Source organism: Paenibacillus hexagrammi, assembly GCF_021513275.1.
GTDB lineage: Bacteria > Bacillota > Bacilli > Paenibacillales > NBRC-103111 > Paenibacillus_E > Paenibacillus_E hexagrammi.
Genome location: NZ_CP090978.1, coordinates 4897609 through 4912220 on the forward strand (window position 1 = coordinate 4897609; position 14612 = coordinate 4912220).

At 47.9% G+C, this 14612-nt stretch carries 13 protein-coding genes and 1 pseudogene; 4 read left to right on the plus strand and 10 right to left on the minus strand.

Annotated elements, in window-relative coordinates:
• Positions 1-47: 47 nt before the first annotated feature.
• The 7 genes and pseudogenes from L0M14_RS22165 to L0M14_RS22195 all read right to left on the minus strand — a co-directional run bounded on the left by L0M14_RS22165 (position 48) and on the right by L0M14_RS22195 (position 8426).
• On the minus strand, positions 48-1097 hold the full coding sequence (locus L0M14_RS22165; protein ID WP_235118725.1) for an ABC transporter substrate-binding protein: 1050 nt from the start codon (positions 1095-1097) through the stop codon (positions 48-50).
• Positions 1098-1178: 81 nt separating this feature from the next.
• A complete protein-coding gene (locus L0M14_RS22170) occupies positions 1179-2171 on the minus strand; it encodes an ABC transporter permease (protein WP_235118726.1) in 993 nt (330 codons plus the stop codon).
• Positions 2172-2184: 13 nt separating this feature from the next.
• Complete coding sequence (locus L0M14_RS22175; RefSeq protein WP_235118727.1) at positions 2185-3675, minus strand: sugar ABC transporter ATP-binding protein; 1491 nt, start codon at positions 3673-3675, stop codon at positions 2185-2187.
• 305 nt (positions 3676-3980) lie between these two features.
• Positions 3981-4405, minus strand: a pseudogene (gene fucU, locus L0M14_RS22180) (L-fucose mutarotase).
• Complete coding sequence (locus tag L0M14_RS22185) at positions 4399-5913, minus strand: rhamnulokinase (RefSeq protein ID WP_235118728.1); 1515 nt, start codon at positions 5911-5913, stop codon at positions 4399-4401. The pseudogene fucU and the gene L0M14_RS22185 overlap by 7 nt, the downstream one beginning before the upstream one ends.
• A gap of 33 nt (positions 5914-5946) precedes the next feature.
• Positions 5947-6621 carry a class II aldolase/adducin family protein gene (locus tag L0M14_RS22190; protein WP_235118729.1) on the minus strand — a complete coding sequence of 225 codons (675 nt, stop codon included), beginning with the start codon at positions 6619-6621 and terminating at the stop codon, positions 5947-5949.
• 14 nt (positions 6622-6635) lie between these two features.
• Complete coding sequence (locus L0M14_RS22195) at positions 6636-8426, minus strand: L-fucose isomerase (protein ID WP_235118730.1); 1791 nt, start codon at positions 8424-8426, stop codon at positions 6636-6638.
• A gap of 129 nt (positions 8427-8555) precedes the next feature.
• On the opposite strand from L0M14_RS22195, the gene L0M14_RS22200 reads away from it, so the two are divergent.
• From L0M14_RS22200 to L0M14_RS22210, 3 genes are all read left to right on the plus strand, one after another.
• Positions 8556-9575, plus strand: coding sequence for a LacI family DNA-binding transcriptional regulator (locus L0M14_RS22200; RefSeq protein WP_235118731.1), 1020 nt, complete (start codon positions 8556-8558; stop codon positions 9573-9575).
• 133 nt (positions 9576-9708) lie between these two features.
• Complete coding sequence (locus tag L0M14_RS22205; protein WP_235118732.1) at positions 9709-9942, plus strand: HPr family phosphocarrier protein; 234 nt, start codon at positions 9709-9711, stop codon at positions 9940-9942.
• Between the two features lie 386 nt (positions 9943-10328).
• Positions 10329-11171, plus strand: coding sequence for an AraC family transcriptional regulator (locus tag L0M14_RS22210; protein ID WP_235118733.1), 843 nt, complete (start codon positions 10329-10331; stop codon positions 11169-11171).
• A 243-nt stretch (positions 11172-11414) separates the two neighbouring features.
• Here the strand turns inward: L0M14_RS22210 and L0M14_RS22215 are convergent, their stop codons facing one another.
• Together L0M14_RS22215 and L0M14_RS22220 are read right to left on the minus strand one after the other, a co-directional pair.
• Positions 11415-11879, minus strand: coding sequence for a hypothetical protein (locus L0M14_RS22215; protein WP_235123001.1), 465 nt, complete (start codon positions 11877-11879; stop codon positions 11415-11417).
• 12 nt (positions 11880-11891) lie between these two features.
• A complete protein-coding gene (locus L0M14_RS22220) occupies positions 11892-12674 on the minus strand; it encodes a hypothetical protein (RefSeq protein ID WP_235118734.1) in 783 nt (260 codons plus the stop codon).
• A gap of 199 nt (positions 12675-12873) precedes the next feature.
• Here L0M14_RS22220 and L0M14_RS22225 point away from each other — a divergent pair, with 199 nt between their 5' ends.
• Positions 12874-13419: a CBO0543 family protein gene (locus tag L0M14_RS22225; RefSeq protein ID WP_235118735.1), complete on the plus strand. Its 546-nt coding sequence runs from the start codon at positions 12874-12876 to the stop codon at positions 13417-13419.
• 18 nt (positions 13420-13437) lie between these two features.
• Here L0M14_RS22225 and L0M14_RS22230 read toward each other — a convergent pair whose 3' ends face one another.
• A complete protein-coding gene (locus L0M14_RS22230) occupies positions 13438-14532 on the minus strand; it encodes a LamG domain-containing protein (RefSeq protein WP_235118736.1) in 1095 nt (364 codons plus the stop codon).
• Between the last annotated feature and the right edge of the window lie 80 nt (positions 14533-14612).

Here is a 14612-nt window from a genome sequence, read left to right on the forward strand (position 1 = left end):
AAACGGGTAAGAAGACAACCACGGGGCTGTCTTCTCACCACTCCGAATCAATTGTAAAGCAAAGGCTTGATTTCATCGGAGTCCATATTCGTTTTATCAAACCAGTGGAAGCCTGTGTCAATGGTTTTCGGCACACTTTCGCCCTTCAACGACTGCACAGCCGCTTTCACTGCCCAGTAGCCGATACCGATCGGATCCTGAGTAATGGCGCCTAGCATCTTGCCGCTGCGGATGGCTTCGATTTGCTGCTTGCCGGAGTCGAAACCGATAACGACAATCTTATCCTTCTTCAGCTCTGTCACGGCGTTCACAACGCCGATAGCCGAACCTTCATTAGCGCCGAAAATTCCTTTAATGTTCGGATGAGCCTGAATGATGGCTTTAGCCAGGTCTGTCGATTTCAATTGGTCTCCGCCACCGTACTGAGTATCCACAATTTTGATATTCGGGTACTTGGCTTTGATTTCTTCCGTGAATCCGTCACGGCGGTCGACACCTGTTCGGCTCGTCTGGTCATGGACGACAAGGGCGATCTCGCCTTCCTTGCCGATCGCTTCCGCCATTTTATCTGCTGCGAGCGCAGCCGCCGCTTTATTGTCGGTAGCCGCTGTGGTCACCGGAATATCGCTGTCTACACCGGAGTCAAAGCCGATGATCGGGATGTTTGCAGACTTTGCCTTCTGCAGCAGCGGCAGCGCAGCTTTCGTGTCCAGCGCCGCCAGGGCAATCGCTTTCGGATTTTTGCCGAGCGCAGCTTGCAGCATTTCGATTTGTTTGTCTACTTGTGCTTCCGTTTCCGGCCCTTCAAACGTGATTTCTACATCGAACTCTTTCGCCGCCTTTTCAGCGCCTTGCTTAACAGCCTGCCAAAATTGGTGCTGGAATCCCTTAGAGATGACCGGAATGTAGATTTTCTCCGCTGATTTGGTTTCAGCCGGCTTCGCAGAAGCCTTAGGCGCTTCGCTTGCTTGCTGCGCACCTGGAGTTGCACTTGCTCCTGCTCCGGTGCCAGCCCCCGTTCCGCCTCCGCAAGCGCTCAGAAGTGCTGCAGTCAAAAGCATCATGCCTGTAAGCTTCATATACGGTTTCTTTGCCATACTTGTGATCTCCCTAGTCATTTAATTTGGATTGTATGAAACTCCTTGTTGGAGGTTCTACCGTGGTTCATTCTTCTTTGCTTAGTTCTTTTTCTTCCTGCGAAGAATATCCGCATAGACAGCCATGATGACGACCAAGCCGACAATGACCGTTTGCCACTCCTGCGGTACGGACAGAATTCGAAGCCCATTCGTTAGTACACTCATAATCAAAGCGCCGATGACCGTCCCCAATATAGAGCCTTGGCCACCGCTAAGCGAAGTGCCGCCGATAACTACAGCTGCGATAGCCTCCAGCTCATAACCGGCACCTAATGCCGGCTGCGCCGAATTCAATCGGGACGCCATCAAGATACCCGCAATCCCGCTGAACACGCCGGTAATCGTATAGATGATGATTTTCCAGCGGTCGACGTTAATGCCCGAGAGTCTGGTAGCCTCTTCATTACTGCCCAGCGCAAAGGTGAAGCGCCCGATAATGGTCTTGGAGAGAATGAGACTCGCGATAATCGCCAGTACGAAGAAGATCAGTACAGCATTGGGAATATCCCAGCCCGGAACGATCGAACCGATGATCGACCCCATCGAAATTTGCGAAAAGGCCGGAGTATCATTAAAATAAATCGGCTTTGTGTGCGATAAAACAAGCGACAAGCCTTTCGTGATCATCATCATGGCCAATGTAGCGATAAAAGGCGGAATTTTCATCTTCGCTACGGCGAGCCCGCTGATCAGACCGCATAAGGCCCCTGCTGCAATACCGCCGACGATGCCAAGCGGCATGGACAGCTGCCAAGTCGTGACAATCAGACCTGTGATGACAGAAGCAAAGGTCATGACCGTTCCTACAGCCAGATCAATTCCTGAGGTTATGATGACAAAGGTTGAGCCCAGTGCCAGTACCCCGGTAACTGCGGTAGCGAGGATAATGGCGACCAGATTGTCAAAGCGAAAGAAGTTGCTGGATGATAACGAGAAGATGACAACTAACAAGATCAGACTGGCAAAGGCAAGCATTTTTTGCATCGTGCCGCCTTTCAACGACGGCTGCTGGTTGGATAACGTAACTTTCATTGGTCCTATCCCCCTAATTTCTCGCTGTTGCAAATTTCATGATTTTTTCTTGATCTGCTTCTTCGCTGCTAAGCTCTCCGGTGATCCTGCCCTCACACATCACGATGATTCGATGGCTCAGTCTCAAAACTTCCGGCAATTCGGAGGAAATCATGAGGATTGCTTTTCCGTCCGCCGCCAGCTGCTCCAGAAGCTTGTATATTTCGGATTTGGCTCCGACATCAATGCCTCGGGTCGGCTCATCAAAGATCAGAATGTCACAATTTCGAGTCAGCCACTTGCTGATAACCACCTTTTGCTGGTTGCCTCCCGATAGAAACTTGACTAGTTGATCTACCCCAGGCGTCTTAATCCTTAGCGTTTCCACATGTTGTTCGGCGGTTTGCCTAATGCCGGCATCATTCATCCACCCTGACCTGCTAAACCGGGCATAGCTGGAAACGGCAACATTCATTTTGACATCCATATCCACCAGACATCCGAAACGCTTGCGGTCTTCTGACAAATAACCGAGTCCATGTGCTACCGCATCATGCGGCTGCTTGATCTTGGCAGGCTTGCCGTGGATGATGATCTCCCCCGAATCATAAGGATCAGCGCCGAAAATAGCCCTTGCCACCTCTGTTCGCCCTGCGCCCATTAATCCGGCAAAGCCGACAATTTCTCCCCGATTCACATGGAAGCTGATATTTTGAAGAGAAGAGCCTTGGTTTAAACCGCGAACCTCCAGCACTCTGTCCTTACTTTGCGTCGTTATAGCGGGCTTCGTCACATGCTGGATTTCCCGTCCGACCATCATGGAAATAATCTGATCAATCGTGATCGAGGCGGTCCGAACCGTATCGATGTAGCAGCCGTCACGCATGACCGTAATGCGGTCTGTGATGCGTTTGAGCTCTTCCATGCGGTGGGAAATGTATACAATGCCAACTCCGCGTTTTCTAAGCTGCTCAATCATCCGGAAGAGCTCCTCAATCTCGGATTGCGTCAGCGCAGCCGTCGGTTCATCCATAATGAGAACCTCCGATTCAAAAGAGAGCGCTTTCGCAATTTCCACCATTTGCTGCTTGGCAACCGTAAGCTCAGACATGACCGTTCTTGGATCCAGCTTCAGATTCATTAGATCAAACAGCGCCTGAGTCTTCGCATTGAGCTCCTTCTCATTCAAAAACCACCCCCTGCGGGGTTCACGTCCGATAAAAATATTCTGGGCAACCGTCAGGTGGGGCATCATATTCAGCTCTTGATGAATGATACTGATCCCCCGCTCTTGCGCCGCCTTCGTGTTAGGAATGTGAACTTCCTGTCCCTTATACAAAATGGTGCCGGCATCCTTCGAATACACGCCGGTAAGAATTTTCATCATGGTTGATTTTCCAGCGCCGTTCTCTCCTACCAGAGCGTGCACTTCACCAGCCTGCAGTTCAAATCGGCATTGGTTCAACGCCAAGACCCCAGGGAATTGCTTGTCAATTCCCTCCATAAGCACTAATGGCCCACTCATGATCGTCACTCCACTCTTATCTGCATCTGTATCTTACAAGACTAATCTTAGCTGACTGTCTGGAACAAAGGAGTGGAGGATTCTCTGAGAAAATGTGTGTTTTTGTATGATTTGCAGCATCCAGTTGCTTAAAAAAAGCCTGCCCTTGGGGACCAAGGGCAGGCTGTGAATATCGATAAAGCTGAGCCATTACGAGCTTCAGTAGCTTTTCTCCGAGCGCTACGCCTCTCCGAAAACTACTGATCCCTCCATTTCACTTTATCGACACTCTCCCTGCTCCTTGGTATCCAAGGGCAGGCATACCTTTACACAACGCCTTTCTTCAAAATCACGTTGGCATACAGCGCCTTCTCACCCGTGGCGACAATGGCGTATGCCTGTTTCGCACGCTCATAAAATGCAAAGCGCTCGACTTGTTCAAAAGGTTCGGCCAATCCCGCTCTATTTCGGATAATGGCCTCTACTCCTCCCAAATGGGAGTTTCCACAGGATCACCCGCAACGACTTGCATGAGTGCGACAGGTTTGGCCACATAAGGGTCAAGAGGAAACAGCTCCAAGATGGCATCCAACAGCACGGGCAGCGAATGACCGTCACAGCGGACGAGAGTCTTTGCATGGCTAGCCGCTGGGAAATTGCCGTCAGCCAGCACGATCTCATCTCCATGCCCCATCTCCATCATGACTTTCATTAGCTCCGGCGAAATGTAGGGCGATATACCTTTCAGCATTGTTCTTCCTCCTTCCTTGCTTGTAATTGCGTAAATCTCAGATAGGCATTCACCCATTCTGGATGTTGCTGCGGTTCATACAGCCGAATCGGGAAGGAATCAGCCACCAGCCTTCTGGCAGTCTGGAGATCCTTGCAATGCCCGGTCGACATGTATTGAACCAGCATGTTGCCAATTGCGCTGGCCTCAACCGGGCCCGCCCATACAGGCCGAGCCAACGCATTTGCCGTAAGCTGACACAACAGCTCATTCTGAATGCCTCCGCCAACCATATGCAGGCCTTGAAAAGACTCCCCTGTGAGCGACTCGATCTGCAGCACGGTCTGCTTGTATTTCAGCGCCAAGCTCTCAAGCACACAGCGGGTGATCTCGCCTACACGCTGAGGTACAGGCTGCCCGGATTCCAGACAGAAGGCTTGAATTTTGCCGATCATGTCATGCGGGGAATAGAAGCGGAAATCATCCGGGTCGATCAGACTTCGGAACGGCTCAGCACCGGCGGCCTCTTGGACAAGGCGGGAATATGAATAAACACTACCCTGACCGTCCCACTCCGCCTTGCACTCCTGCAGGATCCACAGACCCATAATATTTTTGAGCAACTGGTACGTGCCGCCGACTCCGCCTTCATTGGAAAATTCCAGCCTAGCCGCTTCCTCCGTCAGAAGAGGCTGCTCCCGCTCCGTCCCCATTAGGGACCAGGTCCCGCAGACCAAATAGACAAAAGATTCATCCGAACAGCAAGGAACAGCAACGGCTGCCGATTCCGTATCATGAGTGCCTACGGCTACAGCCTCAACCGGAGGTACGCCTAGCTCCTTGCATACCCGCTGGGTTAATGGAGCGATGGCAGTGCCTGGATGAATCACCTCAAGAAAGAGATGAGGCGGAATGCTCAGGCGATCCATCAGCTCCGTATTCCAAGCCTGCTTGCTTGGATGGTATAGCTGCGTTGTCGTCGCCATCGTAAATTCGCAGACCATGCGCCCTGTCAGAAAATAAACGAGCAGGTCGGGAGTGAGCAGTAACGTCCGGGCGGCATCGAGCTTCGGGGATGCCGCCTGTTTCATCGCAGCCAGCTGGTAAACCGTATTAAAGGGCATGAGCTGGAGACCGCTCTGCTCGAACAAGGCTTCCTTGCCGATAGACGAAACGACGTCCTCGATCACTTCCTGAGTGTGAGGGTCTCGGTAGTGATAGGGGTTTCCCATCAGCTCACCGTTAGCGTCGAGCAGCCCGAAATCAACTCCCCATGTGTCAATGCCGAAGGTCCGGGGGCTGTATCCGTCCTGAAAAGCTTTGCGCAGCCCTGTTTTCAATTCTTCAAGCAGCCTAAGAATATCCCAGTACAAGTGATCGCCGATCTCCACGGGTCCGTTCGGGAACCTGTGAATCTCCTCCACTTTCAGACGGGGAGCCCCACCTGATTCATGGATCATCCTGCCGATCAGGGCCCGGCCGCTGCTCGCTCCCAGGTCGAACGCAAGTACCTCCTGGTCCTCTAACATCTGCGCTCCCTCCCTCACCTAATCATTGGCGTTTTATTTCATCTTTTGCAGTAATTGAATACGGTAAGCTTCACTTTCCAGCGAAGCAATCTCTTGAAATTCTTCATTCGTGAGCGCCTTCGGCTCCTGGATTGCTTTTGCGATCAGATAGATTTTCGCACTTTCCTCCACAACCTCCGTACGATAGTAAGCTTCCCTTAAATTGCGTCCTGTTGTGACGAGTCCGTGATTGCCAAGAAGCACAGAGCTCGCTTCATGGACCTTTTCAACGAATGCATCCGCCAGTTTATCTGTTGTTGGCAGTACATAAGGCACATACACAGTCTTACCGACCAAAGCAGCCTGGTCCGGAAACATAACGGGAAGCTCCTTTTCAACTAGCGTAAAAGCAATACAATAAGGCGGGTGGGTATGAACGATAGCTCCGATGCTCGGGTTAGCCCGGTAGGCGTACAAATGCATAAGCACTTCTGAGGAGGGACGGAAGCCTGTATCCGTAATTTCTCCGGTTGGGATATCCACCTCCACCCACTGCTCGGGTGAGATTTCATCTAGCGCAAAGCCGCTGGGGGAAAGATACATTTTATCCTCCCATCTTGCGGAGATATTGCCGCCGGGACCGACAACCAACCGATTCGCTACGGTCTTCCTTGCATAGGTACACAGTTCTTCCCGAATGGAAGAAACGCTCCCACTGATTTTGCTCACCTCTCCAGCCTCCTTCATTTGTAAATAGGTCCGAAATTTTGGCAAGCCCGGTAATCCGCCGCTTCCGCGTCTTTGGTTCCAAACAAGCCCCAAGCCCGAGGGCGGAAAAGCTTTTCATCCGGTACGTTATGCATATTGACAGGAATGCGAAGAATCGATGCCAGCGTAATCAAATCCGCGCCAATATGGCCGTAGCTGATCGATCCGTGGTTGGCTCCCCAATTGTCCATAACGTCATACACACTGCGGAATGCCCCTTCACCGTTTAACACAGGTGCAAACCAAGTCGTCGGCCAGGTAGGGTCCGTGCGTTTATCCAACACATCGTGCACGTGTTCCGGAAGCTCCACGGAATATCCTTCGGCGATCTGCAGCACAGGTCCGATGCCTTTGACCAAATTAATGCGGGACATGGTCATTGGCATGCCACCGCGTGTTAAATAATCGGACGAATAGCCGCCTCCGCGGAAATATTCCACAGATGCCGGTCTCCAGGAAGTCGCTTGCAGACATCGATCCGCTTCCTCTTCTGTAATGTTCCAGAACGGCTTCATGACAGGCTTCCCATTCTCTTGCTGTTCGCCAGTTCCATCCAGCGTGGCCGGGCCCGAGTTGATCAGGTGAAGCATGCCGTTCTCGGCCAGACCATCGAGCTTATGACCGGTAACCCGCTCAACGGATTCCGCGCTCCAGTACGTCCGCACATCAGCAAATATTTGAGCTGTATTGGTTAGCAAATACCCCATCAGCATCACAGCTCCGTTCAAGCTGTCATTCTCCGTAGCCACCAGATACGGCGCGCGAATACCGTTCCAGTCGAACGAGGAGTTCAGAATCGCTTCAAGGAAGTCACCGTTCGGGAAGTGATCCGTCCACTGACGCTGTCCTTGAAAGCCGGATACGATGGCGTTATGACCCAGAGCCTCTTCTCCGTAGCCAAGCTCGGCAAGACGCGGGTTGCCAACCATCAGATCACGGGCAATCAGGGTCATTTTGACCACAGTCTCCCAGTCTTGATCCTTCTGCTCCCGGGTCTTCTGAATCGACTCCGGATTGTTGTCTGCGCCTTCCTTGCAGTTCTCTTCCACCCATGCAAGCGCTTTCTCAAATTCCGCAGAATCATAGATGCCTTCTTCCATCCTTCGTACAAATTCAGTCATATCGATATATTCCGTTCTCATGCCGAGATATTCCTGAAAGAAGCTGTCGCTAACCATCGAGCCCGCGATTCCCATGGATACAGAGCCCATTGACAAGTAAGAGGATCCACGCATAATTGCAGTTGCAATTCCCGCTTTAGCAAATCGAAGCAGCTTTTCCTTCACATCCTCCGGAATCGTCGTATCTCCGGCATCCTGCACTTCTCCTCCATATATGCCGAAAGCCGGAAGCCCCTTTTGTGCATAGCCGGCAAGCACTGCAGCCAAGTAAACCGCCCCGGGACGCTCGGTTCCGTTAAATCCCCAGACTGCTTTCGGAATGGAGGGGTCCATATCCATCGTCTCCGTACCATAGCACCAGCAAGGTGTTACGGTAATCGAGACACCAACCCCAGCCCTAGCAAATTTGGTTGCACATGCCGCAGATTCCGCCACGCCACCGATGCATGAATCCGCAATCACGCATTCCACCGGTTGTCCGTTCGGATACCGCAATTGCTCCGTAAGTAAGCGGGCCACAGACTCAGCCATAGCCATCGTTTGATCTTCCAGGGACTCACGCACTCCCTTGCGTCTACCATCAATGGTCGGACGAATACCGATTTTGGGAAATCCTTCTTTCCAGCGAACCTGTTCAACTGTCATATAGAGACCTCCAGACATTTTGTTGGTTTTGAGTTACCGATAACATTAAAATATCAACGAACCCTCTTGCTGTCAATCCCCATCTTCGGTAATATAAGATTCAGAATATGAAAGCAAGGAGCCGCTACCATGGTTACGATTTACGATATTGCGAAGAAGGCTAACGTCTCCGCTATGACCGTTTCTAGAGTTATCAATAACACAGGGAGAATCAGCGAAAAAACCCGCTCCAAGGTGAAAAGGGTTATGGAAGAGCTGAACTATGTTCCCAATCACATGGCCAGAAGCCTCGTGCTTCAGCAAACCAATCTGTTGTTTTTGCTCATCACCGACATTACGAACCCTTTCTATACAACCCTCTCCCGTGGAGCCGAAGATGCCGCGCGTAAATACGGGTATCGCTTATTGTTTGGAAATAGTGATGAAACACTGGAGAAAGAAGCCGATTATATCAACACCATTCTGGCTACTCGAGTAGACGGTGTCTTGATAGCGCCCACCGGAGACTCTTCTCTTCCTAATCTCGAAAGACTTCAAAGCAGCAGCGTTCCCTTTGTCCTGCTCGACCGGGAAGTGCCCGGCATGGAGGCCGACCTTGTCCTTGGCGACAGCAGGGACGGCGCTCGCAGACTCGTGGAGCACTTGTCTGATCTGGGCCACCGCCGCATAGCCATGGTTAACGGGGTATCCACTACCTCCAGCGCCCGGCTTCGCCTCCAAGGATATCTCGACGGCATGAAGCTGAATGACCTCCCGGTTCACGAGGGCTATATGCATGAATCCAGCTTCCGCCCCATCGATGATTATTCACATATAGAAGCCTGGCTGGATCACATGCAGCCCTTTCCGACAGCCATCTTGGCAGGCAACAATGTACTCGCTGTAGAAACGATTCGAATGCTTCATAAGCGTGGACTGCGAGTGCCTGAAGACATTTCCGTTGTGGGATTTGATGATCTTGGCCCTTTTTCGGAAGTAGACCCGTTCTTGACCGTTATTTCCCAGCAGGCTTACCAATTCGGCTATACCGGCACGCAGATGTTGATCGAACGCATTCAAAGCCGTGACCAACCAGACCCATGGAAAAAAATCGTACTTCCCTCAGATCTGTTGGTTCGCAGGTCGGTTAGAGACCTCCGTCATCAATGATTTTTATTGCTGAAAGACATGAGAATATTCAAGGAAACTGCGTACTATTTTATATATAAGCGGATCACTTCTTTTGATATACTTCCTTTGTAAAACAATTCCAATCATGAATTTGGGAAAGGGGAGGTCCATCATGAAAACACCTATTAAAGTAAAAGACGTCAAGGATATCGAGAAAATCAATCAAATTGTATGCAAATACGACTTCGACATTTGGATTCACGGAGTAAGCGGGATGGCTGATGCCAAATCCATTCTAGGGATGTATGTGCTCAAGTTAAACGAGCCGTTAGCGCTCGTCATTCCGGATGATGTGAACTATAAGGCGTTGTTCAAAGAGCTCGGGGAGTATTTGGAGATTGGTTAACATGATTAAGAGCAAGTAAGATCAAGGGAGGCCTATGGCCTCCCTTCGACTGTTGATAAAGGGAATTGGAGGGCTCAGTAGTTTTCGGAGAAGCGTAGCGGGCGCCTTTGACAGTTTTGTTATCACCTTAGAAGTCTTTTATCCTAATCGAATAACAAAATGTCAACAGCGCTCGGAGAAAAGCTACTGAAGCTCGGAATCGACCCTGCTTTATCAACAACTCAGAGGGAGGCCTATGGCCTCCCTGTTCTTTTTACGCTTAGTATCGCATGGAATTCGATTCGTTTATAATAAGATATAGCTAAAACAAGACAATGAATCACCTCTCATCCGATTTATGAGCGACTGTGATTCTTTATATACAGTTCATTTAAGGAGGCTTCGCCATGACTCATTCCGTTACGTTCGGCAAGGAAGACGGACCCTTCTATTTTCAGCACATTCAGCGATCCGGTTCATTTGAGCGGACGAATCATATGCATGATGTTTACGAGCTCTATTATCTCTACCATGGCGAGCGCATGTATTTTATCAAGGATCATGCTTATCTGATTACTCCCGGCGATCTTGTGCTCATCAAACGCAGAGAGCTTCATGCCACGGCAGATTCGGACAAGCTCGGCCATGAGCGGGTTGTTATGAATTTTAGCGAAAGCTTTCTCGGCTCTGCGACGGTAGAAATTCCCTATCTGCTCGATGCATTCGCACAAGGAACGCCTGTGCTCCAATTAGAGCCTGCATTTCGCCCCACCGTTGAAGCCATTTTTCAAAAAATGATGTCTGAAATCAAGGAACCATTACTCGGACAACATTTCCTGCTTCGGCAGTACCTGATTGAACTGCTGCTGCTCACTGCCCGCTACGTACGCATGCACCCTGTGCAGGCACCCGAGCATCTAAGCCCGCTGCATGAGAAAATCTCCAAGATCGTCCAATATATCAATGCACACTATATGGAAAATATCCGGTTGGAAGATGTAGCGGAGCGGTTCCATATGAACCCGACTTATGTAAGCAGAATGTTCAAAAGAGTTACCGGCTTCGCTTTCGTGGAGTACATCCATCTCGTACGAATTCAAGAAGCTCAGCGCTTGCTGGCGACAACAACCATTAAGGTCATTGACATCGCCGACCAAGTAGGCTTCGGATCTCTGGTCCAGTTTGGCCGGGTGTTCCGAGAAATTTGCAAAACGACCCCTCTCCGCTATCGCCGAGCTTCTCGGATGTAAGGAAGAACCCCCTTCACTATCGCACCTTGGCCACCAACGTGACCAATCCCACCTAAAGTTCCATCTCAGGTATAAAGGGCTGCGATAGTGAGCACAGCAATTGAACGTAAGCGTCAAATAACTTGGTGAATAGAAAAACTTGTATTAATGAATATTTCACTGTCTCAGAGCCATTTTATGAGTCATGGCTACCGTGTTAATAAAATAGAGCCATCCCGTTATTGCATAGGGCTAGTTTGGGTTTTAACTTATGATTCTCGCAGTACCTAGAGCTAAATGATGCCATAGGACTTCTTCCACAATGTCACCTTTATTCTCTTCACACTCTACAATAATAATAATTTCTGAATTTTTAACGCTCAAAAGGCGTTGTTGTTTCTTTATGACTCTGTAATAAAACAAATCAATTAAAAACCCTAATATAAAGCCTGCACCAGTGCCAATAAGTCCCCAATAAATCGGACCCCACGCAAGTTTAAACCCAACACTTGCTCCTATAACTGCAAATGCAGTACCTAACATCGCTCCTGTGCTAATAAGCGAAATCCCATCTGCGTTGTGAATACTATCAAACATTCTACGTTGGGTTTTTCGATTGGTTAAAGGGACTGCGAAGATATTCTCTTTATTGATGCCGTTTTTCTCTAAAGAACTAATAGCCAACTCTAAATTTGTTGAATGTTCAAAAGTGGAGAAAATTTGGATCACCTTATTCACCTACTATTCTCCCCTTCTAACCTTAAACTTCGGACTTTGGTACTTTTTTATGAGATGTGTATTTTGTTCAGAATCGAACAATTTATTATTCTCAACGGTGTTCAGATACGAATCGAAAACAGCAAATCCCCACATGGAGGGCATATACAAAAGCCATTGTTTATCCAAAACTTCTGTTGCTTGTGTTATCTCCCCCATGAATAGGTGATGAACGGCAACAAGCGTCTTTGAGAAATATAAAAAGAGTATCGTCCATACAAGTGAGAAGAAAGCCGTTAAGAGTCTGTGTATATGCAGTTGCCCAAGTCCTGGCATAAATAAAGACCAAAGGACGGACATAATAGGTTTACGTTTGTCTAGATAATTGATTTCAAGTGCTCCAATACTAAAGGAATTATAAGGCGCATCTTCTCGTTCAGCGAGCAAATAAACTTTATTCATATCGACGCATGTTCGATAACTGTCCCAAATGCCAAATAAATAAACGGGAATATACATGAGCATCCATCTAACGTCTAATACTTCTTTAGCAAGATCTATATTCCCGCAAAACGAATGGACCATGGCTAAATTGATTTTTGCATTGTAATTGACAATCACTTCCCAAATGAACAACACTAATCCCCGTAAATACTTACTCAACAAAAGATGACCAAAACCCGGAAAAGCTGCCGACCACCATGCGATTACGTAAGGGTTTCGCAAATGAAATTGCGTTGTTCCGGCAATGCTAACATGGGCTTTGTAGCGGCGAAATTTATTTTCAACATTTTCAAAGTTATTCACTACGATGGCTTTCCTTTTCTTTGTTAAATTCTGTATTTTTATTATTGCCTATTTAGGGTCATACATACTTAGTCGATAATGTTTCGATCAAGGAATAATCGGGATGTTATTGGGGAAATATTGTTGACTAATGAGTGATTGGAAAATTAAACAAACTCAAAGGTATCTCGGAAAAATAAATTATTCGAGGAGCAACAAGATGGGAAACCATTTAACTGAGGCTTATGAGGAAGTACAAAAGGCAAGGGATAAACTGCATCAGCTCACTGTTCATCAATGGAAATATGAAACTGTGTTTACATGGGAATGGTGGCTGCTCGTTGGGTTATCTATATTTCCACTGATTATTTGGTGGAGAATCGTCGATAAAAAAAGAGCATATGAAATAGCCTTTTATGGGTGCATGATAAACATCATGGCAGTTATTCTTGACGATTTTGGAACTAATCTTTCATGGTGGGGATACCCAATGAAATTAATTCCAATAATTCCTCCACTATTGACTGCTGATTCTATATTAGTGCCAATCATCTTAATGATCGTGTATCAATTATTTTCATCAAATTTGAAAACCTTTATTATCGCCAACATCTTAACTGGGGCTGTCATAGCATTCGTAGCTGAACCAATTTTTGTATGGATCGGTTATTATCATTTAAATACATGGAAATTCATTTATTCCTTTTTATTTTATATCACAGCAAGTTTATTAGCGCGTTTAGTTATTCTTAGAATCAGTAAATGAAAGCTTTACTCTACACTTTTACATGGTGAAGCAGTCACCGTCTGGGTCCACCTGAAATAATCCAGGAGATAGGGCAGGCGGAAGGTCACGCCAATGGACCATGTCGGTGCTGACCCAATGCCCCCAATGCATATTATGCCAATAGGGTCCGTGTTGGTTGAATTGATAAAACAAATGATACTGGCCGTTGAAAAATAACGGCGCATGCGGCTCATTCTGCCAATGCTGCGGGGCAATTGCATGGTAAGTCGGTCTATATGTATCTCCGTTATAGACCGATCTATCAAATTTTAAGTCAGGCGTTGGCAGATTACCGCCTAAAGCAGCCATATAGGCGTTGTAAGCGTTCTCAACTTCAATAGGGCTGAGGGTACCGTTTGAGACTTTGATTTCGTCTATAAGTCCATTGAACATATTAAGCGGAAACACACCTAGATTTGTACTTTGGTTATTCTTTCCTATGAGCAGGTCCGTACTCGCAGGTGTGAGGAGAGAATGTACCGGAGCCATATTTGAACTTACCTGCTTGCCGTTTACATATAACACCATTTTCCCAGTTTGACTGTCGTACGTGGCCGTTAAGTAAGACCATTCATATTTAGGAAGCGGTTCAAATGACCACACTTCATACCAATTGTTATTCGATCCGAATTGGAATGACCAGGTACCATGACGATCAATACCTAAAATAAAACCTTGTTTCGCATCCTTGTTTTGCTGATTCACAATAGCTTCCAGCTTGTTTCCATCTCCCCATTCATAGGCACGTGGGGCTACCCAAGCTTCAATACTAATTTGTGATTGAGGTGTTGTTATCGCAGGATGGGTCACCCATGTGGAATAGCCGTCAAACAGCAATGCTTTGCCGCTTATTCCATCATTCCTCCATTCTGGGTCGGTTGAGGGTTTATACACCGCTTGGTTAAATACATAGTTGATAGTATCGTTTGTTTGTGACACCTGTTCTTTGGTTACCTTTCCATTACCTTCATTAAAACTCCACTGACCAACTAAAGTTGTAGCGGCTTGTACTTCAGGAGTAGAAATGAGCAACCCTGAACCTAGCATGAATGCGGAGATTAAGTACGCACACGTTTTTTTCCATTTTCCCATAATTAATCAACTCCTTCATATAGACGTGCCTGGTATCATTTCCATACATCTCACTGTCTACTTTTCTTTTCGTCTCATTA

What these genes read in the sequence shown, in the direction of transcription:
- L0M14_RS22210 (WP_235118733.1), top strand. Translation starts at nt 10,329, where the DNA reads ATGACTCATTCCGTTACGTTCGGCAAGGAAGACGGACCCTTCTATTTT.
- L0M14_RS22170 (WP_235118726.1), bottom strand. Translation starts at nt 2,171, where the DNA reads ATGAAAGTTACGTTATCCAACCAGCAGCCGTCGTTGAAAGGCGGCACG.
- L0M14_RS22195 (WP_235118730.1), bottom strand. Translation starts at nt 8,426, where the DNA reads ATGACAGTTGAACAGGTTCGCTGGAAAGAAGGATTTCCCAAAATCGGT.
- L0M14_RS22205 (WP_235118732.1), top strand. Translation starts at nt 9,709, where the DNA reads ATGAAAACACCTATTAAAGTAAAAGACGTCAAGGATATCGAGAAAATC.
- L0M14_RS22200 (WP_235118731.1), top strand. Translation starts at nt 8,556, where the DNA reads ATGGTTACGATTTACGATATTGCGAAGAAGGCTAACGTCTCCGCTATG.
- L0M14_RS22175 (WP_235118727.1), bottom strand. Translation starts at nt 3,675, where the DNA reads ATGAGTGGGCCATTAGTGCTTATGGAGGGAATTGACAAGCAATTCCCT.
- L0M14_RS22165 (WP_235118725.1), bottom strand. Translation starts at nt 1,097, where the DNA reads ATGGCAAAGAAACCGTATATGAAGCTTACAGGCATGATGCTTTTGACT.
- L0M14_RS22185 (WP_235118728.1), bottom strand. Translation starts at nt 5,913, where the DNA reads ATGTTAGAGGACCAGGAGGTACTTGCGTTCGACCTGGGAGCGAGCAGC.
- L0M14_RS22230 (WP_235118736.1), bottom strand. Translation starts at nt 14,532, where the DNA reads ATGGGAAAATGGAAAAAAACGTGTGCGTACTTAATCTCCGCATTCATG.
- L0M14_RS22225 (WP_235118735.1), top strand. Translation starts at nt 12,874, where the DNA reads ATGGGAAACCATTTAACTGAGGCTTATGAGGAAGTACAAAAGGCAAGG.